The organism is Herbaspirillum chlorophenolicum (assembly GCF_001189955.1).
GTDB lineage: Bacteria > Pseudomonadota > Gammaproteobacteria > Burkholderiales > Burkholderiaceae_D > Herbaspirillum > Herbaspirillum chlorophenolicum.
The window spans coordinates 25778-48887 of sequence record NZ_LFLT01000032.1; the positions used below are offsets into that span (position 1 = coordinate 25778).

Below are 23110 nucleotides of genomic sequence, written 5' to 3' on the forward strand. Positions count from 1 at the left end.
TAGGCGCGCGCTTGAAGCACCTTTCGCACCTCCCCGTTCCTGTCGGCCAGGCTGGTTTTATCCCTGACGCCCGCGACATGAACACTTCCAAGCTCCCTGAACCGCTGCGCCTGTTGCCCTATGTCGGCAAATGGTGCTTCATTGCCTCGCTGGTGGCCTTCCTGGCCGGTAGCGCCTCTGCTTTCTTCCTGTTCTCGCTCGACCTTGCCACGCGTACGCGCGAGGCCCATCCCTGGCTGTTGTGGCTGCTGCCCGTGGCCGGTTTCGCCGTCGGCTGGATCTACCTGCACACCGGCAAATCGGTCGAGGCCGGCAACAACCTGCTGATCGATGAAATCCATGACCCGGCCAAGGTGGTGCCGCTGCGCATGGCGCCGCTGGTGCTGATGGGGACAGTGGTATCGCACCTGTTCGGCGCGTCGGTCGGACGCGAAGGGACTGCGGTGCAGATGGGCGGCGTACTGGCCGACCAGTTGACCCACCTGCTGCGCCTGCGCCACGACGACCGCCGCATCTTGCTGATGGCCGGCATCAGCGCCGGTTTCTCATCGGTGTTCGGCACCCCCATGGCGGGGGCGATCTTCGGGCTGGAAGTGCTGGCCATAGGGCGGATGCGCTACGACGCCATCCTGCCGTGCTTCGTGGCCGCGATCGCCGCCGACCAGGTCGGCCTGGCCTGGGGCGTGCACCACACCCATTATGCGGTCGCGGCGATGGCGCCCGTGACCTTGTATAACGCCATCGCGGTGATCGCGGCCGGGGTGGTGTTCGGCGTGGCGGGCATGGCTTTCGCCCACGGCACGCATGGCCTGTCGGCCTTCATGAAGAAATGGGTAGCGTATGCGCCGCTGCGCCCGGCCATCGGCGGCGTGGTCGTGGCCGTTGCGGTCTGGGCTTGCGGCACGCACCGCTACATCGGCCTGGGAATCGACACCATTGTCGAAGCCTTCCACCAGCCGGTGGCGCCATGGGATTTCCTGGCCAAGGGCGCGTTCACCGTAGCTTCGCTGGGTACCGGATTCAAGGGAGGGGAGGTGACCCCGCTGTTTTACATCGGGGCCACGCTTGGCAACATATTGGGACCGTTGCTGCATCTGCCGTTCCAGCTGATGGCGGCGCTGGGCTTCGTGGCGGTGTTCGCCGGCGCGGCCAATACGCCGTTGGCCTCGGCAATCATGGCGATCGAACTGTTCGGCGCCGACATCGGGCCTTTCGCAGCGCTGGCATGTGTGGTCAGCTACTTGTTCTCAGGCCATACCGGCATTTACCGTGCGCAGCGCGTGGTACAGCACAAGCATCCGGGAGTGATGGGGAAGCGGGGCGGCGCCCGCGAGTGAGCGGGCGCGCCGGGTTGCGGGTTGGTTTACCCGCGCTGTTCCTTGAGGTTCGGCAGGAACACCGTCAGCAGGCCCGCCAGCGGCAGGAAGGCGCACAGGCCGTAGACCCAGGCGATGCCATACAAGTCGGCCAGGTGGCCCAGCAAGGCGGCGCCGATGCCGCCGAAACCGAACATCAGGCCGAAGAATACGCCGGCGATCATTCCCACCTTGCCCGGCACCAATTCCTGCGCATACACCACGATGGCCGAGAAGGCAGAGGCGATCACCAGGCCGATCACCACCGACAGCACGCCGGTCCAGAACAGGTTGGCGTGCGGCAGCATCAGCGCGAACGGGGCGGCGCCGAGAATGGAGATCCAGATCACCAGCTTGCGGCCAATCTTGTCGCCGATGGGGCCGCCGACGAAGGTGCCGACCGCCACCGCACCGAGGAACAGGAACAGGTAGAGCTGCGAGCTGGCCACCGAAAGATCGAAACGGTCGATCAGGTAGAAGGTGAAATAGCTGGTGAAACTGGCCATATAGAAGTACTTGGAAAACACCAGCAGCGCCAGCACCAGCAACGCGCGCCGCACGGTCGCGGCCGGCAGCGTCTGGGCCGTGCGCGGCTTGGCACGGCCCTTGGTCGCGGCAAGATGGCGGCGATACCAGCCCGACACGCGCGACAGCACCACGATGGCCAGCAACGCCAGCAGCACGAACCAGGCGACGTTGCCCTGGCCGTAGGGCACCACGATGGCGGCCGCCAGCAGCGGGCCGAATGCGGAACCGGCATTGCCGCCGACCTGGAAGGTCGACTGTGCAAGCCCGAAGCGGCCGCCCGAAGCCATGCGCGCGATGCGCGAGGCTTCAGGGTGGAAGGTCGACGAGCCGATGCCGATCAGCGCCGCCGCCAGCAGGAAGGCCGGAAAGCTGCCGACCATCGACAGCATCACAATGCCGATCAGCGTCGAGACTGCGCCGCTGGGCAGCAGCCAGGGCTGGGGATGCTTGTCGGTGACCATGCCGATCCAGGGCTGCAGCAGCGAGGCGGTGACCTGGAAGGTCAGCGTGATCAGGCCGACCTGGGTGAAGCTGAGGTTGTAGTTGGCCTTGAGCATCGGGTAGATCGAGGGCAGCAGCGCCTGGATCATGTCGTTGATCAGGTGGGCGCCGCCGGCGGCCAGGATGATGCTCATCACCAGCGGCTGGGCCGCGCTGGCAGGGGGCGAGGATGTCGCGCCGGTATTGGCCGGCGCCGCCGTTGTGGTATCGGTCGTCATTGCAGGAACGTTCGGGTTGTGAAGGAAGGATGCGTAAGCGTATCATTGGCATCTATTCTTCCTCATGACAACTATTGTCGATTAAATGCCATGGTGGCCAAATTACGCACCGTCAGCCCCAGCAGCGAAGTCCATGGACTGCAATCGGTGCCTTGCCCGGTGGTGGCGTTTTCCCGTGAACTGGCGTACCGCGACTTGCTGACTGCCCATTCGCACCGGCGCGGGCAACTGCTTTACGCGGTCGATGGCGTCATGCAGGTGCGTACGCCGCAGGGCGTGTGGGTGGTGCCGCCGCAGCGGGCGCTGTGGGTGCCGCCGCATGTCGAACATGAAATACGCATGCTCAGCAACGTCAGCATGCGCACGCTGTATATCGACCCCAGGCCGGCAGACGTCCTGGGCGAGCGCTGCCGGCTGCTGGAAGTGTCGGTGCTGCTGCGGGAGCTGATCCTGGCGCTGCTGGCCGAGCCGACTGATTACCCGGCCGGCAGCCGCGGCGGCCATGTGGCCGAACTGATCCTGTCCGAACTGGCACGTGCGCCGGCTATCCCGATCGAGATTCCCTGGCCGGGCGACCGGCGGCTGGTGGCGATTTGCGAGGCCATCCTGGCCGACCCGGGCCGGCAGTTTTCATTGGCCGACTGGGCTTGTGTGGGCGGCGCCAGTGTGCGCACGGTGATCCGGCTGTTTCCGAAAGAGACCGGGTTGCAGTTCAGGCACTGGGTGCAGCAAGTGCATTTGAGCGAAGCGCTGGTGCGCTTGTCCAACGGCGAGGCGGTCGGCGTGGTAGCGCAGGCGCTTGGCTACAAGAGCCAGAGCGCTTTTGGCAACATGTTCCGCAAGGCGCTGCGTGCATCGCCCAACCAATATCTGCAGCGCCAGGAAAAGCGGCGCATGGTATCCGGTGCGGAGCAGAATTGAGTGCACGTATCGGATCAGGCAAGACATCGCACCCAGGGTTTGCAACAAATGTTGCGATATGAACGTCGATTTTTTGCTACCATCGGCCGGGTTCTCATCCAGATATCCAGTCAACGTTCATGCGTAACACTGCTACCCCGCCGCACACTTTCCCTGAGCTGGAAGCGTTGATCCGTGAACGTTTCACCGACATGCGGCCGCAGTTCCAGGCCGGGGCGGCCTACCTGCTGGACAATCCGGGCGAGGTCGCGGTATCGACCATGCGTTCGCTGTCGCAGAAGGCGCAAGTGCAGCCGTCGACTTTCGTGCGGCTGGCGCAATACCTGGGATTTTCCGGCTGGGCCGAATTGCGCGCGCTGTTCGTCGAGCGCCTGGCGGGCGACCCCAAGGCCTATGCCTTCAAGGCCAAGAGCATCGTCCGCCGCAGCAACAGCGACAACCTGGTGGCCGAACTGTTCTCCGCGCAGCGGGCCAATCTCGATGCCTCCGAACCCAAGAGCGCCGACCGCATGCTGGCCGCCGCGCGCGCCATGGCCAAGGCGCGCCATGTGCACATCGCCGGCTTCCGGGCGGCATTCTCCTGTTGCATTACCTGTACCGGTTGTTCCGCACCTCGGTCTCGCTGGTGCGCGGCAGCGAAGGATCGATCGACCTGGAACTGCGCGCCTTCGCCGCGCAGGACGCGGTAGTGGTCATCAGCTTCGCCCCCTATTCGGCCGAAGCGGTGCGCGTGGCCGAAGCCGCCAAGGAGGCCGGCGCCAAACTGATCGCGCTGACCGACAGCGCGGTGGCGCCGATCGCGCTCAAGGCCGACCACTGCATCCTGTTCTCGCACGAGAGCACGTCCTTCTTTCCCTCGATGGCAGCCGCGACAGCTGTGGCGGAAAGCCTGATCGAGCTGGTCATTTCCATCGACGACGACAAGGCCGTCAAGCGCATCGAGCAAGCCGAAGAGGCATTGCATCGCACCGGCGCTTACGTGGCCAAGTAAGCCGCAACCTCTCCGTTCCTTTCATTCTTTGCTGCATAGCGATGCCGTATGCGGCGGCAGCCGTGCGCCATTAGCGTGCCTATACGCATCTCCATGCACCGAAAAAATGCTGCGTTCGCACCAAAAAAATCATTTTAAAAATATAGTGCAACATATGTTGCATTGATGAGTTCGTTCATTTATATTGCGTTTCAAATTGAATTCGCAACGAATGTTGCCAGTGGCGAGAGACGATGAATCACGCCGTTGCAGCAGCCAATGAATGGAAGGACATCAGGAATGACGCATGTTTTTCACCGTAATCCCCGTGGCAAGCTGCCCGTCGCCGTCGCCGGCGAAGGCATGGTGCTGATCGACCACGAGGGCAAGCGCTACATCGACGCTTCCGGCGGCGCGGCGGTATCTTGCCTGGGGCACGGCCATCCGCGCGTGGTCGAGGCGATCCGCAAGCAGGTCGGCCAACTGGCTTACGCCCACACGTCTTTCTTCACCACCGAGCCGGCAGAAGAGTTGGCGGCGATGCTGGCCGCCGCCGCACCGGGATCGCTGAACCACGTCTACTTCCTTTCCGGCGGTTCCGAAGCGGTGGAAGCCGCGCTCAAGCTGGCGCGCCAGTACCACGTGGAATCGGGCCAGTCGCAGCGCCAGTATTTCATCGCACGCCGCCAGAGCTACCATGGCAACACGCTGGGCGCGCTGGCCATCGGCGGCAACGCCTGGCGCCGCGAGATGTTCATGCCGCTGCTGATCGAGGCGCATCATGTCTCGCCCTGTTACGCCTACCGCGAGCGCAAGGATGGCGAGAGCGATGCGCAATACGTCCAGCGCCTGGCCGATGAGCTGGAGCACAAGATCCTGTCGCTGGGTGCGGACAAGGTCGCCGCTTTCATCGCCGAAACCGTGGTCGGCGCTACCGCCGGTGCAGTGCCGCCGGTTGCCGATTACTTCCGCAAGATGCGCGCCGTGTGCGACAAGTACGGCGTGCTGCTGATCCTGGATGAAGTGATGTCCGGCATGGGCCGCACCGGCTACCTGTTTGCTTGCGAGGAAGACGGCGTGCAGCCCGACATCGTTGCCATCGCCAAGGGACTGGGCGCGGGTTACCAGCCCATCGGCGCGATGATCTGCAGCGACCGTATTTACGAGGCCATCGTGCAGGGCTCCGGTTTCTTCCAGCACGGCCACACCTACATCGGCCACGCCACCGCCTGCGCCGCCGCCATCGCCGTGCAAAACGCCATCCGTGAAGACCAACTGCTGGACAACGTGCGCCAGCGCGGCGAACAGCTGCGCGACGCCCTGCGCGAGAATTTCGCGGAACAGGCCCATGTGGGCGACATCCGCGGCCGCGGCCTGTTCGTCGGCGTCGAACTGGTGGCCGACCGCGCCAGCAAGGCGCCGCTCGATCCGTCGCTGCGCACCCATGCGCGCGTCAAGGCCGAAGCGATGAAGCGCGGCCTGCTGGTCTACCCGATGGGCGGCACCATCGACGGCCGCCGCGGCGACCATATCCTGCTGGCGCCGCCGTTCATCGCCACCCGGCAAGACATCGACGACATCGTCGGACGTCTTGCCGAAGCGGTTGCGGCTGCAGTGGCTACAGCCTGATTGCGCAAGTGAGCCGGCCATGCCGGGTTTGAATTTTCCAAGGAGGGGTAACAATGAAACGTCTAGCACCATTGGCCGCACCGGCCGTCGCCATGCTGTCTGTCCTGTTTTCCGTGTTGCCGCTGCAAGCGCATGCCGCCGATGCCGCACTCGGGCCGACCTTGCAAAAGGTCAAGGATGCCAACCTGATTTCCATCGGCCATCGCACCGGCTCGATCCCGTTTTCCTATTACGATGAAAACCAGCAGGTGATCGGCTATTCGCAAGACCTGTGCAACAAGGTGATCGACGCGGTCAAGGCCAAGCTCGGCGCTCCCAAGCTGGAAGTGCGCATGGTGCCGGTGACGTCGCAGAACCGCACGCCGCTGCTGCAGAACGGCACCATCGACCTGGAGTGCGGCGTCACCAGCAACCTCAAGAACCGCTGGCAGCAGGTATCCTTCGCGACCAATTTCTTTGTTGCCAGCAGCCGCATCCTGACCAAGCGCGACAGCGGCATCAAGGACTTCCCGGACCTCGCCGGCAAGGCCGTCGTGACCAATGCCGGCACCACGTCCGAGCAGTTGCTGCGCAACCTCAACGAGCACCGCAAGATGAACATGCAGATCCAGAGCGCCAAGGACTACGGCGAAGCGTTCCTGATCCTGCAGTCCGGCCGCGTGGCCGCCTACGTGATGGATGACGTGCTGCTGGCCGGCGCGCGCACCACCGCGCAAAAGCCGGGCGATTGGGTACTGACCGGCAATCCTTTCGGCGCCGAGCCTTATGCCTTCATGGTGCGTCGCGACGACCCGCAGTTCAAGCAACTGGTCGACGATACCTTGAGCGGCTTGATGAAGAGCGGTGAGATCAAGAAGATCTACGCCAAGTGGTTCACCTTCCCGATTCCGCCCAAGAACGTCAGCTTCAATTTCCCGATGTCCGAGCCCGTGTCGGCGCTGTATGCCGCGCCCAGCGACAAGCCGATGGATTGAGTGCAGACTGTTGCGCTCAATCACACCAGGAGACCCGCCATGACCCAGCCGCGTTTGCCCGCCATCGCCCGCGAACAGATGTCGCCCGAACAGGCCGCCATGCTCGATGCCATCCTGGCCGGGCCGCGCAAGAACCTCAACGGTCCTTTCGTGGCCTGGATCCATAGCCCGCCACTGGGCGAACTGGCGCAACGGCTGGGCGCGTTCTGCCGCTACGACACCGGCCTGCCGCTGCGCTTGTCGGAGCTGGCCATCCTCGCCACGGCGGCATGCTGGCAGTCGCAGGCGGAGTGGCATATCCATTTGCCGATTGCCATCGAAGCGGGGCTGGCGCCGGCAGCGGCCGAGCAGATCCGCCGGGGCGAGACGCCGCAATTCACGTTGCGCGACGAGCGCGTGGTGTGGCAATTCGCCAGCGAACTGTATCGCGACAAGCGCGTGTCCGACGCTACCTATGCCGAGGCCTGCGAACTGTTCGGCCTGCCGGTGGTGGTCAACCTGGTCGGCTTGCTGGGGTATTACGCGCTGGTGGCCATGACACTCAACACCTTCGGCATGCGCGCCGAAGGGCAAGGCGAGGGCGACCTGCCCTTCGCGGAACCGGCGCGCTGAGCGTCGGGCGATACCGAGAGAGTAAGGAAAATATCGATGGCATACCAATGGCAATGGTCGGTGTTCCTGCAAGAGCCCAACGCCGGCCAATCCTATCTCGACTGGCTGCTGTCCGGCCTGGGCGTGACGGTGGCGCTGGGGCTGTCGGCATGGGTGCTGGCACTGGCGCTGGGCACCTTGCTCGGGATCATGCGCACCTTGCCCAACCGCTTGTTGTCGGGGTTGGCTGCCTGCTATGTGGAACTGTTCCGCAATGTGCCGCTGCTGGTGCAGATTTTCATCTGGTATTTCGCCATGCCGGAATTGCTGCCGTTCGGCGATGCGGTCAAGTCCATGCCGCCGATGGAGCAGCAATTCACCATGGCCATGCTGTGCCTGGGCATGTTCACCGCTGCCCGCGTGTGCGAACAGGTGCGCTCCGGCATCGAGTCGCTGCCGCGCGGCCAGAAGGGCGCTGGGTTAGCGTTGGGCCTGACGCTGGGGCAAGACCTACCGCTTCGTACTGTTGCCGATGTCGTTTCGCATCGTGCTGCCGCCGTTGACGTCGGAGTTCCTCAATATCTTCAAGAACTCGGCGGTGGCGTCCACCATCGGCTTGCTGGAGCTGGCCGCACAAGGACGCCAGCTGGTCGATTACACCGCCCAGCCATATGAGGCGTTCATTGCCGTCACGCTGGCTTACATGCTGATCAATATCTGCGTCATGGCGCTCATGCGTCTGCTTGAACGCAAATCCAGCCTGCCCGGCATGGCAGGCGGAAAATAAGACGGAGGAGACCGAATCATGGCCTACGAATTCGATTTCAGCGCCATCACGCCGGCTGCGGTCAAGGTATTGAGCGACGGCATGCTGGTATCGCTCAAGATCACGCTGGTGGCGATCGCCTTCGGCATGGTGTGGGGCACGCTGCTGGCGATGATGCGCTTGTCGCGCCACCGCGCGCTGCAATGGTTCGCGGCCGGTTACGTCAACCTGTTCCGTTCCATTCCGCTGGTGATGGTGCTGCTGTGGTTTTTCCTGATCGTGCCGCAGTTGCTGCAAAAGCTGTTCGGCCTGTCGCCGGCCAACGACCTGCGCATGACCTCGGCGCTGGTGGCGTTCTCGCTGTTCGAGGCGGCCTACTATTCCGAGATCATCCGCGCCGGCATCAACAGCGTGGCGCGCGGCCAGTTCGGCGCGGCCTATGCGCTGGGCCTCACTTATCCGCAAGCAATGCGCCTGGTGGTGTTGCCGCAGGCCTTCCGCAACATGGTGCCGCTGCTGCTCACGCAAGGCATCGTGCTGTTCCAGGACACCTCCCTGGTGTACGTCAGCGCGCTGGCCGATTTCTTCGGGCGCGCCTACAGCATTGGCGAGCGTAACGGCCGCATCATCGAGCTGCTGTTCGTGGCCGGTGCGGTGTATTTCATCATCTGCTTTTCCATGTCGCTCATGGTGAAGCGCTATAGAAGGAAAGTGGCAGCATGATCTTGCTGGAAAACGTCTCCAAGTACTACGGCAGTTTCAAGGTGCTGTCCAATTGCAGCGCCTCGATCGCAAAAGGTGAAGTGGTGGTGGTCTGCGGCCCGTCGGGCTCGGGCAAGTCCACGCTGATCAAGACCATCAATGCGCTGGAGCCGATCCAGGAAGGCAGCATCACCGTCGACGGCATCAAGGTCAACGACCGCGGCACCAACCTGCCCAGGCTGCGTTCGCGGGTGGGCATGGTGTTCCAGCATTTCGAGCTGTTCCCGCACCTGACCATTGCCGAGAACCTGGCGCTGGCCCAGGTCCGGGTGCTGGGGCGCAGCAAGGAGCAGGCGCACCAGCACGGCATGAAATACCTGGAGCGGGTCGGTCTCAAGGCGCATGCCGCGAAGCACCCCGGCCAGCTTTCCGGCGGCCAGCAGCAGCGCGTGGCGATTGCCCGGGCATTGGCCATGGACCCCATCTGCATGCTGTTCGACGAACCGACTTCGGCGCTCGACCCGGAGATGGTCAACGAGGTGCTGGATGTGATGGTGGAGCTGGCGCAGGAAGGGATGACCATGGTTTGCGTCACGCACGAGATGGGTTTTGCCCGCAAGGTCGCCAACCGAGTGATCTTCATGGACCAGGGCAGCATCGTGGAAGACCGCAGCAAGGAAGATTTCTTCGGCGGCGGCAGCGGGCATTCGGAACGCAGCCGGCAATTCCTTTCCAAGATTCTTTCGCACTGATTCACGCGTTGAACGCAGCGTTCCGATACGTCTGGTGCCGATACGTAACGGATCGAACATGCATGCGGGAAACATCCTTTGGAAAAATCATTAATATTTTTTCCACACGATCTCTTCAACTGTAAAGATTGCTTGCCATCGTCCGTAATCAAGTCATGAGAATCCCGATCAGGGAAATGACATGGCTATCGAAACGGATATAGCAGTAGCGGCGCAAGAGGCGTTGCCGCGTTTTACATCGCAAGCATCGCTGAACAACGGTGGAGGCAGCCCCGGCAATGGCGCAAGCGCGGAGCAAGCGGCGCCGGAAGATGGCGTCACGCTGACGCTGTCGGCCCAGGGCCGCCTGCTGGCAGCTTTTGCCAGTGTGCTAGATGCCGCAGCGGCAGCCGCGCGCGCCGACGTGGCGCCGGCAGCACAGCCGGCACAGGACGCGCAAGCCGCATCATCCTCCGACCCGCTCCCCATCACGCGCGCCACGCTCTATGCGATCGAGGCGCGCCTGGTGGCCGCACGCCGCGGCGCCGATGCCATTGCGCAGGCCGACCGCGAACGTCCGGACTCTTCTGATCCGGTTCGCCTCAAGCAAGCCGAACAAGCGACCGAGTCGCTGTATGGCCGCGCCGCCAATCCCTTCGCCGGCCGCAGCCGTGCCGAACTCTCCGCCATCATCTACGACGAAAGCGGCGCCTATACCGTCAACGAGCGCTATGCCGCGGCCAACCAGCGTACCGAACTCGACAACCGCTTCTGGGCGCCGGTATTCCAGCGCGCCATGACGACCGGCGACTGGCGTCCGGTGCTCGAGGCCGGGTTGGCGTTCTACGCCAGCCTGTCGCTGCTGGAGCGCACCGCGTATCCGCCCAATTACGTACAACTGATGCAGCAATACCTGGCGCTGGACAGCCTCAGGCCCGGGGCGCCGTTGCCGCCGCAGCAGCAAGCCGACCTGGTGCGCATGCTGGAATCGCTGGTGCTGCCGTCCGGCCCGCTGGCGCTGGCCGGTGGAGTCGTCCGTGGACTGGTGCTGCCGCGCGTCACGCCGTCGGCCATGGCGCTGATCGCCGCAGCCCCCAAGCTGGTGGACATCCTGCCGGTATCGAGCATCGTGCGCGCAGTGCAGGACGATGCCTATCGGATGCTGTTGCAGCGGGTGTTCGGCGTGGTCCGGCGCGAGGACGAACCGACGGTCGCGCGGACCACCGGCTTGTCGATGCAGAACCGCGAATTTCTCTCCTTCGGCGACCGGCGTTATCTGGCGGATGCCTATGCTTACGCCGCGGCCAATGGGCTGGCCTTGGAAGAAGTGGACGCGCTGGCCGACGACTTGGCCACCTATCGTTTTTCCCGCGCCAATGGTGGCGATGGGCAAACGAATACGGGAGCGCCTGCCAACGGCGCCGGTAGCCCGCAGTACTACCGCATGAGCGGCGATGACATGGTGCTGGCCCAGCGCATTCTGGCCAGCCAGGCTGCGCGGGAGACGAAGCTGGATCATTCCTTCATCGCCTGGCTGCTCAGTCCGCGCGGCGGCGGATGGCGTTCCGGGGAAGATAGCGGCCACGCGGTCGGGTTCTCCGCGCTGGAAAAATTGCTTGCCGGCCTGGCCGGCGTGAGCATCGGGGAACGGGCCGGCGACGAAGCGTCGCTCGAAGCGGACTACCGCTACGCGCTGTATCGGATCAGCCTGCAGGATATGCAGGAATCGCCGGAACTGAAGGCCGCCGCGCCGTCGTCCGATAATGCGATCGGCGCACGCGTGCTGGCATTGGCTGCGCAATTGGTTTCCCTTGCGCGCAGCGAGGCGGCCGATCTGGCGTTCTTGAACAATGCACTGATGCTGCTGAGGATGTATCGCTTCTCGCTCAAGATGAGCGATGTCGAGCAGCGCATACTCTCCGAACTGGTTTATTCCCGCCTGCGCAAGCACCGCATACGTCCGCGCCGCCGCAAACTGTTTGTGGCATGGGGTGAGCGCAGTCCTTCGATGCCGCCGTTGTTTCCCTGAGTTTCAGGTTCTTATGGCAGGTTCTCGCGCAGAATCACGCTGATACGCACTGCCTCAACGCCGGCCAGCGCATCGCGCCGCTCACGCAGGTTGGTGAAGATGCGCACGCAATTCATCACCATGTTTTGCGGATGCTGCGTCAGTACCGCATCCATGGTGCCGTCGATCAGCAGGCCGCGGGTGTCGGGTGTGAGGCCGTGGCCGATGAACACTACCTTCTGGTCGCGCCCGCATTCCTTCAATGCGCGTCCTACGCCATCGGAGGCGCCGCCGATGTTATACATGCCGGCCAGGTCCGGATACTGCTCCAGCAGGATACGCGCCTGCTTGTAGTTGGTGTCGGCGTCGTCATGGCCTTCGCGCAGGCCGACTACCTGCACTTGCGGGCACATCTCTTCCAGCACGTGCTGGAATCCCATCTCCCTTTCCTCGTGGCCGCGATAGCTGAGGCTGCCGGCAATCATGGCGATCTTGCCGGGTTTGCGCCCGCTGCCCGGGTGGGTGACGTCCCGGTTCAGGAACCGCGCCAGCAGGTAGCCGGCGGTGCGGCCGGCCGCGCGGTTGTCCATGCCGACATAGGCGGCGCGGCGCGAATTGGAGAGGTCGGAAATCAGCGTCACGATAGGTACGCCTTCTCCGGCAAGCGTGTTGACGGCTTCGCGCACCAGCGGATGTTCCAGTGCCATGAAGGCCACGCCATCGGCTTGCCGTCCGTAATGCAGCAGGCGTTGTGCCAGCACGCGCGGGTTGAAACCTTCGATGTGATGGCATTTGCAGCGTACGTTGAAGGGCGCGAGATGGTCTTCGGCGAAGCCGATGTAGTCGCCCAGCATCTGCATGTAGCGGTTGCTGCGGGGCGGCAGCAGGAACACCAGTTGCATGGGACGCGGCCGCATGACCTTGTAGAGGTCGGACTCGGGCAGGTAGTCGAGCGCGGCGGCGGCCTTCATGACCTTTTGCATGGTCGCCGCACGCACGCCGGGGCGCTGGTTCAGCACGCGGTCGACCGTAGCGGTGGAGACGCCGGCAGCGGCAGCGATATCGGTCACGCGCGCGCGGGTAGCGTTCGATGAGGTGCTGCGGGTTTTGTCGGACATGGTTTGCCTGGGAATTTTCGGTTACATCAAAAACCATCAAAGAACGGCTTTGACCGCTTGGATTCGACGGCGATATTCTTCACCATGCCTTGATTCAACAGGATTTTTTGAAAGTGGCGTGCAGGAAAGTCTAAATCAAATCGAATCAAAAAACATCATCAAAACAAGCGGCGGAAGGCCATGCGCCGTACACAACACCAAGGAGACGACGATGAGCAATCCCGAGGAGAACTTCCGTTCCAGCCGCCGCGATTTTCTGAAGCACGCTTCGGTCGCCTCCGCGGCCATGGCTACCGGCTTGTACGCTACGTCGGCGCATGCCGCCGAGTTCACGCTGAAGTACGGCAACAACCTGCCGATGACGCATCCGATGAATGTGCGCGCCAAGGAGATGGCCGAAAAGATTGCCGCCGAGTCGAAGGGCAGGGTGGATTTGCAGGTCTACTCCAACGGCCAGCTCGGTACCGATACCGACATGCTGTCGCAGGTGCGTTCCGGCGCCATCGATTTCTTCACCATTTCGCCCGAAGTCCTGGGGACGCTGGTGTCGGCCGGGCAGATCAGCGGCGTCGGCTTCGCTTTCAGGGACTACAGCCAGGTATGGGCCGCGATGGACGGCGACCTGGGCGCGTATGTACGCCGCGAACTGGCTGCCAAGACCTCGCTGTTCGCTTTCGAGAAGTGCTGGGACAACGGCTACCGCCAGGTCACCACCAGCACCCGACCGATCGCCAGGCCGGAAGATTTCAAGGGAATGAAACTGCGCGTGCCGCCCAGCCCGCTGGCGACCTCGCTGTTCCGCGGCTTTGACGCGTCGCCAACCAGCATCAACTTTGCCGAGGTGTATTCGGCGCTGCAGACCAAGATTGTCGAGGGGCAGGAGAACCCGCTGGCGGTGATTTCCACCGTGAAGTTCTATGAAGTGCAGAAGTTCTGTTCGATGACCAACCATGTCTGGAGCGGCTTCTGGTTCATGGGCAACAAGAAGTCGTTCGAGCGCATGCCCAAGGAGCTGCAGGAAATCGTCGCGCGCAACATCAATGAGGCGGGCCTGAAGCAGCGTATCGATGTCAAGGCGCTCAACGATTCGCTGGTGGCGGACATGAAGGCCAAGGGGCTGCAGTTCAACAACATCGATAACGACGCCTTCCGCGCCAAGCTGCGCAGCGCCGGTTTCTATGCCGAGTGGCACAAGAAGTTCGGCGAAGAGGCCTGGGGCCTGCTGGAAAAATACACCGGCAAACTGGCTTGATGCGCTGAACACCAACCAGACGGAAAAGGAAAAACATGAGCCGATTTCTCGGAGAGATCAAACAGCTTGGCTACGTGGTGGAAGACATCGAGGCCGCGATGAAATACTGGACCGGGACGCTGGGCGTCGGGCCGTTCTATTACATGGAGCGCGTGCCGCTGAAGAACTACCGCTACAAGGGCCAGGCCTACGACATCCACAACTCGGTGGCGCTGGCCAACTCCGGCGGCGTGCAGGTCGAGCTGATCCAGCAGCGCAGCAATACGCCCTCGATGTACCGCGATTTCATGCAGGGCGGGCGCACCGGCCTGCAGCACCTGGCGTATTGGACCGAAGACTTCGACCGCGACCTGCAAAGCCTGCTCGACAAGGGATGGAAGGTCGGCATGAGCGGCGAAGTGGGGGAGCGCGGCCGCTTCGTCTACTTCGAGACCGAATTCCATCCCGGCACCGTGATCGAACTGTCGGAAGTGGCCGGCCCCAAGGGCAAGGTATTTCGCATCATCCGCGAGGCGGCCGAGCATTGGGACGGCAGCGAACCCGTGCGCGCCTTCCCCGACCTGAGCAAGATGTGACGATGGGCCCCGCAAAACTGGCGCTGCCGGCCGACGGCAGTCGCTTCATCGCCGACTACCTGATCGAGACGCCGCTGGATCCGGCGCAAGTGGCGGAGGTGATGGCGGGCGAGCAGTCCTGCGGCACCTTCGTGCGCGTCGAAGGCGAGACCGACCAGTTGCGCGAACGTGCGCGCGCCGTGGTGACGGGGATCGATGTGCTGGAATCGGTTGGCGAACCCAGCCTGCCCAATGCGTGGCAGCAGCGCCAGAAGATCGCCGGCCCTTATCACCGTGCGCGCGTGCGCATTGCCTTCCCGGTGGAAAACGTCGGCCCCAACCTGCCGACCTTGGCCGCCACCGTCGCCGGCAATCTTTTCGATCTGGGCGAGGTGACGGGCCTGCGTTTGCTGGATGTGGCATTGCCTGCCGCTTACCGCCGCCAGTTCGACATGCCGAAGCATGGTGTCGCCGGCACGCGCCGGCTGACCGGCATCGCCGATGCGCCGCTGCTGGGCACGATCATCAAGCCCAACGTCGGCCTCTCTGTGGATGAAACGGCTGCCCTGGTAGGCCGCTTGTGCGAAGCCGGCGTCGATTTCATCAAGGATGATGAGGTGTGTGCCAACCCCAGCCATGCTCCGCTGGAGCAACGGGTGCGTGCGGTCATGCGCCGTGTGCGCGATTACCAGGACAAGAGCGGCCGCCGCGTGATGGTCGCCTTCAACATCACCGACGAGCTGGACGCCATGCGCCGCCACGCCGAGCTGGTCGAACGCGAGGGCGGAAGCTGCGTGATGGTGGGCCTGAACTGGTGCGGCTTCTCCGCCGTGCAAAGCCTGCGCCGCAGTACGCCGCTGGCGCTGCATGGGCACCGCAACGGCTTCGGCATGATGTCGCGCGAGCCGCTGCTGGGCATGTCGTTTGCTGCCTATCAGGCGATGTGGCGACTGGCCGGCGTCGACCATCTGCACGTGCATGGCTTGAACGGCAAGTTCTCCGAGTTCAATGATGAAGTGATCGAATCGGCCCGCGCCTGCCTGGCGCCGATGGCCGGCGACGATGCCGTCATGCCGGTGTTCTCCAACGGGCAATGGGCCGGTACCGTGCGGCCCACCTTCGATGCCATCGGCAGCAGCGATGTGATCTTCCTTTCCGGCGGCGGCATCCTTGCGCATCCGGACGGCGCCGCCGCCGGCGTGGCCAGCCTGCGCCAGGCATGGGCGGCAGCGCGCGCCGGCATCGCCTTGGATGAGTACGCCAAGGATGCGCCGGAGCTGCGGCGCGCCATTGCCTTCTACGGCGCGAAACTGAAGTGACGTGATGTGAATATGCGTTTCCTCGACGGCCGGCCCAAGATCGCGTTCTACGGCGACGATTTCACCGGCGCCACCGACACGCTGGCCACGGCATCGCTGGCCGGCTTGCGCAGCCTGCTGTTCTTGCGCGTGCCGGGCGCCGCACAGTTGCGTGCGGCGGGGGAACTGGACTGCCTGGGTATCGCCGGCGCTGCGCGTTCCATGGACCCCAGGCAGATGCGCGCCGAACTGGAACCGGTGGCCGCGTTCTTCAGCGGACTGCGCGTGCCGGTGACGCATTACAAGATCTGCTCCACCTTCGACAGTGCGCCGCACATCGGCAGCATCGGCGCCGCCTTGCGCATCTGGCGCCAGCGTATTCCCAATCGTTTTGTACCGGTCGTCGGCGGCCAGCCGAACCTGAGGCGGTTCTGCCTGTTCAGCCAGCTCTACGCCGCGGAGAAGGCCGGTGGCGAGGTGGTGCGCATCGACCGCCATCCAACCATGTGCCGCCATCCGGTTACGCCGATGCATGAGGCGGACATGCGCAGCCATCTCGGGTTGCAGGCGTTGGATGTGGCAGGGCTGCACTATCCGCTCTACGCCGAGGGAGACAAGCTCGATGTGCATGTCGATGCCGCGCTTGCAGGCGGCGCCGACGCCTTGCTGTTCGACGTCGCGGGCGAGAGCGACCTGGCCGTGATCGGCAGTGTGATCTGGCGCCGCGCCTTGCAGCAGGAATTGCTGGCCATCGGCGCCAGCAGCGTGGTGCAAAGCCTCGCCGCATGGTGGCGCAGCCAGGGATGGCTGCCGCCGGCGACGCCGGTCGATGCTGCGCGGATCGGAGCGGCAGCCGGTCCGGTCTTTGTGCTGGCCGGCAGCCTCTCGCCGGTGACTGCGCTGCAGGTCGGCGCGGCGCATTCCTACGACAAGCTGCTGCTCGATTCGCAGCGTTTGTTCGAAGGCGACACGCACTACCTGGAGACGACCGTCGCGCGTATCGCCGGCAGTTTGCGTGAAGGCCGCAACCTGCTGGCCTGCACCGCCGCACATCAGGGCGACCGGCAACTGCTGGCCGATGCCGGGGCATCGCAGCGCCTGGCGCAGGCTTGCGGCGAATTGCTGCGCCGCCTGTTGCTGGCTGCTCCGCTGGGGCGGGTGGGGGTGGCGGGCGGGGATACGTCCAGCTATGCCTTGAAGGCGCTCGATATCTGGGGGCTGTCGTATCTGGGCAATTTGTCTGCGGGCGTGGCGCTGTGCCGCGCGCATGCCGATGCCGCCCATCTCGACGGCATCGAGCTGATGCTGAAAGGCGGGCAGATGGGAACGGCGGATTTGTTCGAATTGCTGGCCAAGGGAAGCGGCTGAACGCTGCTTGCTATGGCAGCGGCCATGCCCGCAGCAAGATGCCTTCCTGCGCTGCCACCGTCGATGCGCCCAGGGTGCCGTACACCCGGCCGCCATCGGCCTCGCCGCGTCCGGCAAGGAACGCGTCGGCGCTGGCTGCGGGCGCGTGCTGGAGCATCAGCATGCCTTGCAGCGCCAGCACCAGTTGTTGCACGAAGCGGCGCGCCAGGGCTTCCCGTTGTGCCGGCGGGGCCGAGAGCATCGCCTTTAACGCATGCACGCGTTCTTGCAGCAGCGCATGTCCGATGGCGGCTTGTTCCAGGCTGTCCATCAGCAGGGAAAACCCCAGGGCTTCGCGCGCAACGGCGCGCAGCACGTCCAGGCACATCACGTTGCCCGATCCTTCCCAGATCGAGTTGACCGGCGCTTCTCGGTACAGGCGTGCCATCGGGCCGGTTTCGACGTAGCCGTTGCCGCCCCAGACCTCCATGCATTCGCCGGTGAATTCGAGTGCGCGCTTGCAGATCCAGAATTTGGCGGCGGGCGTGACGATGCGTTTCCAGGCGCGCGCCAGCGGATCGTCCGGCGCGTCGAAGGCGTGCGCCAGCTTGAGCATCAGCAGTGTGGCCGCTTCGCTTTCCAGCGCCAGGTCGGCCAGTACGTTGCGCATCAGCGGCTGTTCCGCCAGGTGGCGGTCGAAGGCGCGGCGGTGGCGCGCGTGGTGCAGGGCTTGCACTAGCGCCTGGCGCATCAGCGCGGCGCTGCCGATGACGCAATCCAGGCGCGTGTGATTGGCCATCTCGATGATGGTGGGGATGCCGCGTCCTTCGTCGCCGACCATGATGCCCAGCGCCTCGTTGAACTCGACTTCGCTGCTGGAGTTGGAGCGATTGCCCAGCTTGTCTTTCAGGCGCTGGATCAGGATCGGGTTCTTGCCGCCGTCAGGCAGCCAGCGCGGCACGAAGAAGCAGGACAGGCCGTTCTCGGTGCGCGCCAGCATCATGTGGGCATCGCACATGGGCGCCGAGAAGAACCACTTGTGGCCGGACAGCAGGTAAGACGCGCCGCGTCCTTGTGCCTGCATGTCCATCGGCATGGCGGTCGAGGCATTGCTGCGCACATCGGAGCCGCCCTGTTTTTCGGTCATGCCCATGCCGATCAGGATCGAGCGCTTTTGCCGGATGGGCAGGTCGCGTCCGTCATGCTCGCGCGCCAGGAGCTGCGCGCGCAATTGTTCGAACAGCACGGGTTCCTGCTGCAGCACCGGAATGGCGGCGAAGGTCATGGTGGTGGGGCAGAGCGATCCGGCCTCCACCTGCGCATGCATGAAGTAGCCGGCGGCGCGCGCCACATGGGCGCCATCGCCGGGCTGGATCCAGGGCAGGGCATGCAAGCCGGCACGGCGCAGCAGTTCCAGCAGCGCATGCCAGGAAGGATGGAAGTTCACCACGTCGATGCGGCGGCCGATGCGGTCGTGGGTCTGCAGTTCCGGCGTGTGGCGGTTGGCCAGTGCAGCCAGTTCCAGCACTTCGGCACTGCCCAGTTCGGCGCCGTGGCTGGTGAGGGCGAAGGCGTGCCAGCCTGCACCCTCGCGCCTGACGCCTTCGCTTAAGGCAGCGTCGGTGGTGTAGAGGTTGTAATCCGTCAGGTCGGGGACCTGGTTGACGATTTCGTGGGTGTGCATGCTGTCTCCGTGCCTCATCTCTTGTCGTTGGCCGAGGGTCCCTTTTGCCGTTTTTGTTTGCGGGGCATCCCTTTGCGCAGTGTAGGCCATGTGGGAGGCGGCCCGTGGGCTTAAATGAATTGGCTATATCTATATAAGCATCTTGTTGGGTTCGCTTGCCGGCACATGATAAAGAGTCATATTAAAATGAGTCTTTCGACCCAAGGCCGATCCCACCGGGATCGCGTAAGGAAAGCCAAGCAGATGTCTTATCCGACCATCGAGTCCACCATCGGCAATACGCCGCTGATCCAGCTGCCGCGTATCGGCGGCGAGGAAGCCAAGCGCCGCAACAACATCATCCTCGGCAAGCTGGAAGGCAACAACCCGGCCGGTTCGGTCAAGGATCGCGCCGCCTATTCGATGATCACCCGCGCCGAGGCGCGCGGCCAGATCAAGCCGGGCGACACCCTGATCGAAGCCACCAGCGGCAACACCGGCATCGCGCTGGCGATGGTGGCTGCCATGCGCGGCTACAAGATGGTGCTGCTGATGCCGGAAAACCTTTCCGAAGAACGCCGCCAGAGCATGGCCGCCTACGGCGCGAAGATCGTGCTCACGCCCAAGAGCGGCGGGATGGAATACGCGCGCGACCTGGCGGAGCAAATGGAGAAGGAGGGCCAGGGCCTGATCCTCGACCAGTTTGCCAACCCGGACAATCCGTTGGCGCATTATGAAACTACCGGTCCTGAAATCTGGCGCGATACCCAGGGCAAGATCACCCATTTCGTCAGCGCCATGGGCACGACGGGCACCATCATGGGGGTGTCGCAATACCTGAAGGAGCAGAATTCCGGCGTGCAAGTCATTGGCGCGCAGCCGGCGGAAGGCTCTTCCATTCCCGGTATCCGAAAATGGCCGGAAGCTTATCTCCCCAAGATCTTCGACAAGTCGCGCGTGGACCAGACCGAATCGGTCAGCCAGGCCGACGCCGAGAACATGGCGCGCAAGCTGGCGGTGACAGAAGGGCTGTTCTGCGGAATATCGGCAGCCGGCGCTTGCGAGGTGGCGGTGCGCTTGTCGCACCAGGTGGAGAACGCCACCATCGTGTTCGTGGTGTGCGACCGCGGCGACCGCTACCTGTCGACTGGCGTGTTCCCGGCTTGATGGAGAAACATCAGCGATAATGCACTAAAGCCTCTGCGGCCCAGGCGTTCAGACTGAGGCCGCGGGCTTCGGCCATCGTCGCCGCATGCGCATGCACTTCGGGGGCTACCCGCAGCATGAATTTGCCAGAGTAGGGCTTTTGCGGCGCTTTGCCGACTTTCTTGCAGGCGGCAAGATAGTCGTCTACCGCCTCTTCGAACGCGGCCTTGAGTTCGGCCACGGAGTCGCCGTGAAAGCCAACCACGTCACGGATGCTGGCGATGTGGCCGATGAAGCTTTCGTCTTCATCGCTGTATTCGATACGGGCTGCATAGCCCTTGTAAGTCATTGTTCCCATTCCCTTATTCCTTTCCCGGGTCAATGCCGGCATTCTGCAGAAAAGTCCTTGCATCGCGCACCTGATACGGCTTCGCTTCTTTGTGCGGATGTGGCCGGTGAAACGTGCCGATTTCGCCATTGAGAATGAAACGTACACGGGAGCCATCGCCTTCGATGGTGTCGGCTCCCAGCGCCATGAACAGCGTTTCGATCTTGCGCCACTCCATCGATGACGGAACCGGATTGGCGAAGATGGCGGTTAGTGTTTTTTGATGCGCGCTTTTCATGTGCAATATGGTATCAAAATTTGATATCAATTGCCTGGCGAGCTCACTCGTTCACCAATGTGATCCGCATTGCGAGAATGGATCCAGAATTTCTTCGTATAAACAAAAATGCCGTTCAGTTCTACACTGAACGGCATTTTGATTAAGAGCTGCGCGTTTTATTCAGCGCCGCCGGAAACCGGGGCAGAGGCACCCGGCTTCGGTTTGAATTGCTTGTCGCTGATGCGGAATTTCTCGCGGCGGTCGCCCATCAGTTCACGCAGTTCGCGGATCGACAGTTCACTGACTTCGTGCATGCGGATCAGCAGCGAAGCGCCCACCGGCAGACGGCGGTGACGGATCTTGCTGATGACCGGCGGCGCCACTTCCAGAGCGCGCGACAACGCAGCATCGTTCTTGAGGTGCAGCTTTTCGATCAACGCATCCAGCAGATGGTTCGGGTCGTAGTTGACGTTGTCGGAAACAGAATTGGTTTCAGCAGTATCGGTAGTTGTAGTCATGATCGGGACGTTCCATTATGCAGATGTTTGTGAAGGCTTGACCGCCTAAGCATTAATTGTTGGTAAAACTGCAAAACGCGACTAACTCTATCTGAGGCCAAGGCTTTGGACCTTTTTTCTGCAAGATAAAAGACTAGTCTTATCAAAGAACGACTTCAATACTGGGCATTGAGTTCTCTGACCGGTGCATTTAATCCCTATCAGTCATAGAACTAATTCTATGTCTATATAGAAATAATTGCACAAATTTCATGAGGTCAGAAAATACTATTCCACAATAGTTGCAGAAACTCATTTCGAATTTGTAACAGATATTAACAGGATTTTTTCGGGATTTGTTAGTGTTGTTTATCTGACACGACAAACGGCAGCGCATTCCAGCCAGATAGGCCCAGTTTGTGCAAGGTAGTCATGTTTTTCTCGAAAATTGCACTGGCATCGGGGTAAGCGGCGACTGCGCGGTCGATGCTGCTTTCTCGCAACAGATGCAGGATGGGAAAAGGCGAGCGGTTGCTGTAGTTCTCGATATCGTCCGGCTGTGCATCGGCAAACTGGTATGCCGGGTGGAAACTGGCGATCTGCAGTTCTCCATCAAGCTCCAGGCGCTCCAGGATGCGGTCGGCCCAATCCAGGAAGTCGTTGTACTCCAGAAAATCGGTTAATGCGAGTGGGATGATCAGCAGCGTGGTATCGACCTGTTCGGGATCGGCCTGGGCCAGCAACTCAAGTTCCTGCTCCAACTCCAGGGATAAGGCATCCCATTCGGTGGCGTGGCTGACCTTGTAGCGGATCTGTTGCTTGACATGCACGGCCTTGGCGAACGGGCACAGGTTCAGGCCGATCACGGCCTGTTCCAGCCAGGCCTGGGTGAGGGCGACGACGTCTTCGTCGCTGCGCGGGGAAGGTGGGGTGTCCATACGATATTGTCGCATGGCCGCCGTGGCGCGAAAGTCGCCGCCCATTCGCGGCGCGGATGGGCTATGCTTGCCAACCTTCGGCGGCGGCGATTGCGGCCGCTGCACCATCCGTATCCGTATACATCAAGATTTCCCTCATGGCGCTCAAATCCACCATCTTCAAAGCCGACCTGCAGATTTCCGACATGGATCGGCACTATTACGAAAACCATACGCTGACCATTGCGCGCCATCCGTCCGAAACCGATGAACGCATGATGATCCGGGTGCTGGCCTTCGCCCTCAACGCCAGCGAAGCGCTGGCCTTTGGCAAGGGCCTGTCCGATACCGACGAGCCCGACCTGTGGCAGAAGGACCTGACCGGCGCCATCGAACTGTGGATTGAAGTCGGCCAGCCCGACGACCGCGCCATCCTCAAGGCTTGCGGCCGTTCCGGACGCGTACTGGTATACAGCTACAGCAGCGTTTCCAGCATCTGGTGGAACCAGACCGGCAGCCGCGTCGAGCGCGCCAAGAACCTCAAGGTGGTGAATATCCCGGCTGAAGCCAGCCAGGCGCTGGCGGCGCTGGCGCAGCGTTCGATGCAATTGCAATGCACGATCCAGGACGGCCAGGTGTGGCTGGGCGCCAATGAGAACATGGTGCTGATCGAACCGGAGACGATCAAGGATTTTGCCTGAGGCGAACATTCCCTCGTCACACTGTCGTCCTGACGCAAGTCAGGACTCAGCGTCGTACAACGGCCGATGCAGGCGCGCCAACCTCCGGCGCTTCACGCCTCCAGCGCATCCGCCC

Annotated in this window: 21 protein-coding genes and 2 pseudogenes; 16 read left to right on the forward strand and 7 right to left on the reverse strand. The window is 62.8% G+C overall.

What is annotated here, in order from left to right:
* The first annotated feature begins 77 nt into the window (after positions 1–77).
* Positions 78–1337 carry a voltage-gated chloride channel family protein gene (locus tag AKL28_RS17535; RefSeq protein ID WP_050469446.1) on the forward strand — a complete coding sequence of 420 codons (1260 nt, stop codon included), beginning with the start codon at positions 78–80 and terminating at the stop codon, positions 1335–1337.
* A gap of 26 nt (positions 1338–1363) precedes the next feature.
* Here AKL28_RS17535 and AKL28_RS17540 read toward each other — a convergent pair whose 3' ends face one another.
* Positions 1364–2602 carry an MFS transporter gene (locus tag AKL28_RS17540; RefSeq protein WP_050469447.1) on the reverse strand — a complete coding sequence of 413 codons (1239 nt, stop codon included), beginning with the start codon at positions 2600–2602 and terminating at the stop codon, positions 1364–1366.
* Between the two features lie 90 nt (positions 2603–2692).
* Between AKL28_RS17540 and AKL28_RS17545 the strand changes: the two genes are divergently transcribed.
* The 9 genes and pseudogenes from AKL28_RS17545 (at position 2693) to AKL28_RS17585 (ending at position 11915) form a co-directional block, all read left to right on the forward strand.
* Positions 2693–3523, forward strand: a complete 831-nt coding sequence (locus tag AKL28_RS17545) for an AraC family transcriptional regulator (protein WP_050469448.1) — start codon at positions 2693–2695, stop codon at positions 3521–3523.
* A 119-nt stretch (positions 3524–3642) separates the two neighbouring features.
* Positions 3643–4514, forward strand: a pseudogene (locus AKL28_RS17550) (MurR/RpiR family transcriptional regulator).
* Between the two features lie 279 nt (positions 4515–4793).
* Positions 4794–6122 (forward strand): aspartate aminotransferase family protein, encoded by a 1329-nt coding sequence (locus AKL28_RS17555; RefSeq protein WP_050469449.1) that lies wholly within the window; start codon positions 4794–4796, stop codon positions 6120–6122.
* A gap of 53 nt (positions 6123–6175) precedes the next feature.
* On the forward strand, positions 6176–7096 hold the full coding sequence (locus tag AKL28_RS17560) for a transporter substrate-binding domain-containing protein (protein WP_050469450.1): 921 nt from the start codon (positions 6176–6178) through the stop codon (positions 7094–7096).
* A gap of 39 nt (positions 7097–7135) precedes the next feature.
* Positions 7136–7708: a carboxymuconolactone decarboxylase family protein gene (locus AKL28_RS17565; protein WP_050469451.1), complete on the forward strand. Its 573-nt coding sequence runs from the start codon at positions 7136–7138 to the stop codon at positions 7706–7708.
* A gap of 36 nt (positions 7709–7744) precedes the next feature.
* Positions 7745–8474, forward strand: a pseudogene (locus AKL28_RS17570) (amino acid ABC transporter permease).
* Between the two features lie 18 nt (positions 8475–8492).
* A complete protein-coding gene (gene gltK / locus AKL28_RS17575; protein WP_050469452.1) occupies positions 8493–9176 on the forward strand; it encodes a glutamate/aspartate ABC transporter permease GltK in 684 nt (227 codons plus the stop codon).
* Positions 9173–9907, forward strand: a complete 735-nt coding sequence (locus tag AKL28_RS17580; protein WP_050469453.1) for an amino acid ABC transporter ATP-binding protein — start codon at positions 9173–9175, stop codon at positions 9905–9907. The genes gltK and AKL28_RS17580 overlap by 4 nt, the downstream gene beginning before the upstream one ends.
* A 181-nt stretch (positions 9908–10088) precedes the next feature.
* Entirely contained in the window at positions 10089–11915 is a 1827-nt protein-coding gene (locus AKL28_RS17585; protein ID WP_050469454.1) for a hypothetical protein, read from the forward strand.
* Positions 11916–11926: 11 nt separating this feature from the next.
* On the opposite strand, the gene AKL28_RS17590 is transcribed toward AKL28_RS17585, so the two are convergent.
* On the reverse strand, positions 11927–13012 hold the full coding sequence (locus AKL28_RS17590; protein ID WP_050469455.1) for a LacI family DNA-binding transcriptional regulator: 1086 nt from the start codon (positions 13010–13012) through the stop codon (positions 11927–11929).
* 211 nt (positions 13013–13223) lie between these two features.
* On the opposite strand from AKL28_RS17590, the gene AKL28_RS17595 reads away from it, so the two are divergent.
* The 4 genes from AKL28_RS17595 to AKL28_RS17610 are packed head-to-tail and all read left to right on the forward strand — an operon-like array spanning position 13224 to position 17484.
* A complete protein-coding gene (locus tag AKL28_RS17595; protein ID WP_050469456.1) occupies positions 13224–14264 on the forward strand; it encodes a TRAP transporter substrate-binding protein in 1041 nt (346 codons plus the stop codon).
* A 35-nt stretch (positions 14265–14299) separates the two neighbouring features.
* Complete coding sequence (locus tag AKL28_RS17600; protein WP_050469457.1) at positions 14300–14839, forward strand: VOC family protein; 540 nt, start codon at positions 14300–14302, stop codon at positions 14837–14839.
* 2 nt (positions 14840–14841) lie between these two features.
* A complete protein-coding gene (locus AKL28_RS17605) occupies positions 14842–16137 on the forward strand; it encodes a ribulose-bisphosphate carboxylase large subunit family protein (RefSeq protein WP_050469458.1) in 1296 nt (431 codons plus the stop codon).
* A 12-nt stretch (positions 16138–16149) separates the two neighbouring features.
* A complete protein-coding gene (locus AKL28_RS17610; protein WP_050469459.1) occupies positions 16150–17484 on the forward strand; it encodes a four-carbon acid sugar kinase family protein in 1335 nt (444 codons plus the stop codon).
* A 10-nt stretch (positions 17485–17494) separates the two neighbouring features.
* Here AKL28_RS17610 and AKL28_RS17615 read toward each other — a convergent pair whose 3' ends face one another.
* Positions 17495–19147: an isovaleryl-CoA dehydrogenase gene (locus AKL28_RS17615; RefSeq protein WP_050469460.1), complete on the reverse strand. Its 1653-nt coding sequence runs from the start codon at positions 19145–19147 to the stop codon at positions 17495–17497.
* 243 nt (positions 19148–19390) lie between these two features.
* Here AKL28_RS17615 and cysM point away from each other — a divergent pair, with 243 nt between their 5' ends.
* A complete protein-coding gene (gene cysM / locus AKL28_RS17620; protein WP_050469461.1) occupies positions 19391–20293 on the forward strand; it encodes a cysteine synthase CysM in 903 nt (300 codons plus the stop codon).
* 10 nt (positions 20294–20303) lie between these two features.
* On the opposite strand, the gene AKL28_RS17625 is transcribed toward cysM, so the two are convergent.
* The 4 genes from AKL28_RS17625 to AKL28_RS17640 all read right to left on the reverse strand — a co-directional run bounded on the left by AKL28_RS17625 (position 20304) and on the right by AKL28_RS17640 (position 22315).
* On the reverse strand, positions 20304–20621 hold the full coding sequence (locus AKL28_RS17625) for a type II toxin-antitoxin system HicB family antitoxin (protein WP_231602476.1): 318 nt from the start codon (positions 20619–20621) through the stop codon (positions 20304–20306).
* A 13-nt stretch (positions 20622–20634) separates the two neighbouring features.
* Entirely contained in the window at positions 20635–20898 is a 264-nt protein-coding gene (locus tag AKL28_RS17630) for a type II toxin-antitoxin system HicA family toxin (protein ID WP_050469463.1), read from the reverse strand.
* A gap of 158 nt (positions 20899–21056) precedes the next feature.
* The gene (locus AKL28_RS17635) at positions 21057–21398 is read right to left on the reverse strand and encodes a hypothetical protein (protein WP_050469464.1); all 342 of its coding nucleotides are present in this window, start codon (positions 21396–21398) and stop codon (positions 21057–21059) included.
* A gap of 338 nt (positions 21399–21736) precedes the next feature.
* The gene (locus AKL28_RS17640; RefSeq protein ID WP_050469467.1) at positions 21737–22315 is read right to left on the reverse strand and encodes a DUF1415 domain-containing protein; all 579 of its coding nucleotides are present in this window, start codon (positions 22313–22315) and stop codon (positions 21737–21739) included.
* A 137-nt stretch (positions 22316–22452) separates the two neighbouring features.
* Between AKL28_RS17640 and AKL28_RS17645 the strand changes: the two genes are divergently transcribed.
* Entirely contained in the window at positions 22453–22995 is a 543-nt protein-coding gene (locus AKL28_RS17645; protein ID WP_050469468.1) for a YaeQ family protein, read from the forward strand.
* Positions 22996–23110: the final 115 nt, after the last annotated feature.

Excerpts from the sequence above, each read along its gene's own strand:
- AKL28_RS17535 (WP_050469446.1), top strand. The coding sequence starts at position 78 with ATGAACACTTCCAAGCTCCCTGAACCGCTGCGCCTGTTGCCCTATGTC.
- AKL28_RS17540 (WP_050469447.1), bottom strand. The coding sequence starts at position 2,602 with ATGACGACCGATACCACAACGGCGGCGCCGGCCAATACCGGCGCGACA.
- AKL28_RS17545 (WP_050469448.1), top strand. The coding sequence starts at position 2,693 with ATGGTGGCCAAATTACGCACCGTCAGCCCCAGCAGCGAAGTCCATGGA.
- AKL28_RS17555 (WP_050469449.1), top strand. The coding sequence starts at position 4,794 with ATGACGCATGTTTTTCACCGTAATCCCCGTGGCAAGCTGCCCGTCGCC.
- AKL28_RS17560 (WP_050469450.1), top strand. The coding sequence starts at position 6,176 with ATGAAACGTCTAGCACCATTGGCCGCACCGGCCGTCGCCATGCTGTCT.
- AKL28_RS17565 (WP_050469451.1), top strand. The coding sequence starts at position 7,136 with ATGACCCAGCCGCGTTTGCCCGCCATCGCCCGCGAACAGATGTCGCCC.
- gltK (WP_050469452.1), top strand. The coding sequence starts at position 8,493 with ATGGCCTACGAATTCGATTTCAGCGCCATCACGCCGGCTGCGGTCAAG.
- AKL28_RS17580 (WP_050469453.1), top strand. The coding sequence starts at position 9,173 with ATGATCTTGCTGGAAAACGTCTCCAAGTACTACGGCAGTTTCAAGGTG.
- AKL28_RS17585 (WP_050469454.1), top strand. The coding sequence starts at position 10,089 with ATGGCTATCGAAACGGATATAGCAGTAGCGGCGCAAGAGGCGTTGCCG.
- AKL28_RS17590 (WP_050469455.1), bottom strand. The coding sequence starts at position 13,012 with ATGTCCGACAAAACCCGCAGCACCTCATCGAACGCTACCCGCGCGCGC.
- AKL28_RS17595 (WP_050469456.1), top strand. The coding sequence starts at position 13,224 with ATGAGCAATCCCGAGGAGAACTTCCGTTCCAGCCGCCGCGATTTTCTG.
- AKL28_RS17600 (WP_050469457.1), top strand. The coding sequence starts at position 14,300 with ATGAGCCGATTTCTCGGAGAGATCAAACAGCTTGGCTACGTGGTGGAA.
- AKL28_RS17605 (WP_050469458.1), top strand. The coding sequence starts at position 14,842 with ATGGGCCCCGCAAAACTGGCGCTGCCGGCCGACGGCAGTCGCTTCATC.
- AKL28_RS17610 (WP_050469459.1), top strand. The coding sequence starts at position 16,150 with ATGCGTTTCCTCGACGGCCGGCCCAAGATCGCGTTCTACGGCGACGAT.
- AKL28_RS17615 (WP_050469460.1), bottom strand. The coding sequence starts at position 19,147 with ATGCACACCCACGAAATCGTCAACCAGGTCCCCGACCTGACGGATTAC.
- cysM (WP_050469461.1), top strand. The coding sequence starts at position 19,391 with ATGTCTTATCCGACCATCGAGTCCACCATCGGCAATACGCCGCTGATC.
- AKL28_RS17625 (WP_231602476.1), bottom strand. The coding sequence starts at position 20,621 with ATGACTTACAAGGGCTATGCAGCCCGTATCGAATACAGCGATGAAGAC.
- AKL28_RS17630 (WP_050469463.1), bottom strand. The coding sequence starts at position 20,898 with ATGAAAAGCGCGCATCAAAAAACACTAACCGCCATCTTCGCCAATCCG.
- AKL28_RS17635 (WP_050469464.1), bottom strand. The coding sequence starts at position 21,398 with ATGACTACAACTACCGATACTGCTGAAACCAATTCTGTTTCCGACAAC.
- AKL28_RS17640 (WP_050469467.1), bottom strand. The coding sequence starts at position 22,315 with ATGGACACCCCACCTTCCCCGCGCAGCGACGAAGACGTCGTCGCCCTC.
- AKL28_RS17645 (WP_050469468.1), top strand. The coding sequence starts at position 22,453 with ATGGCGCTCAAATCCACCATCTTCAAAGCCGACCTGCAGATTTCCGAC.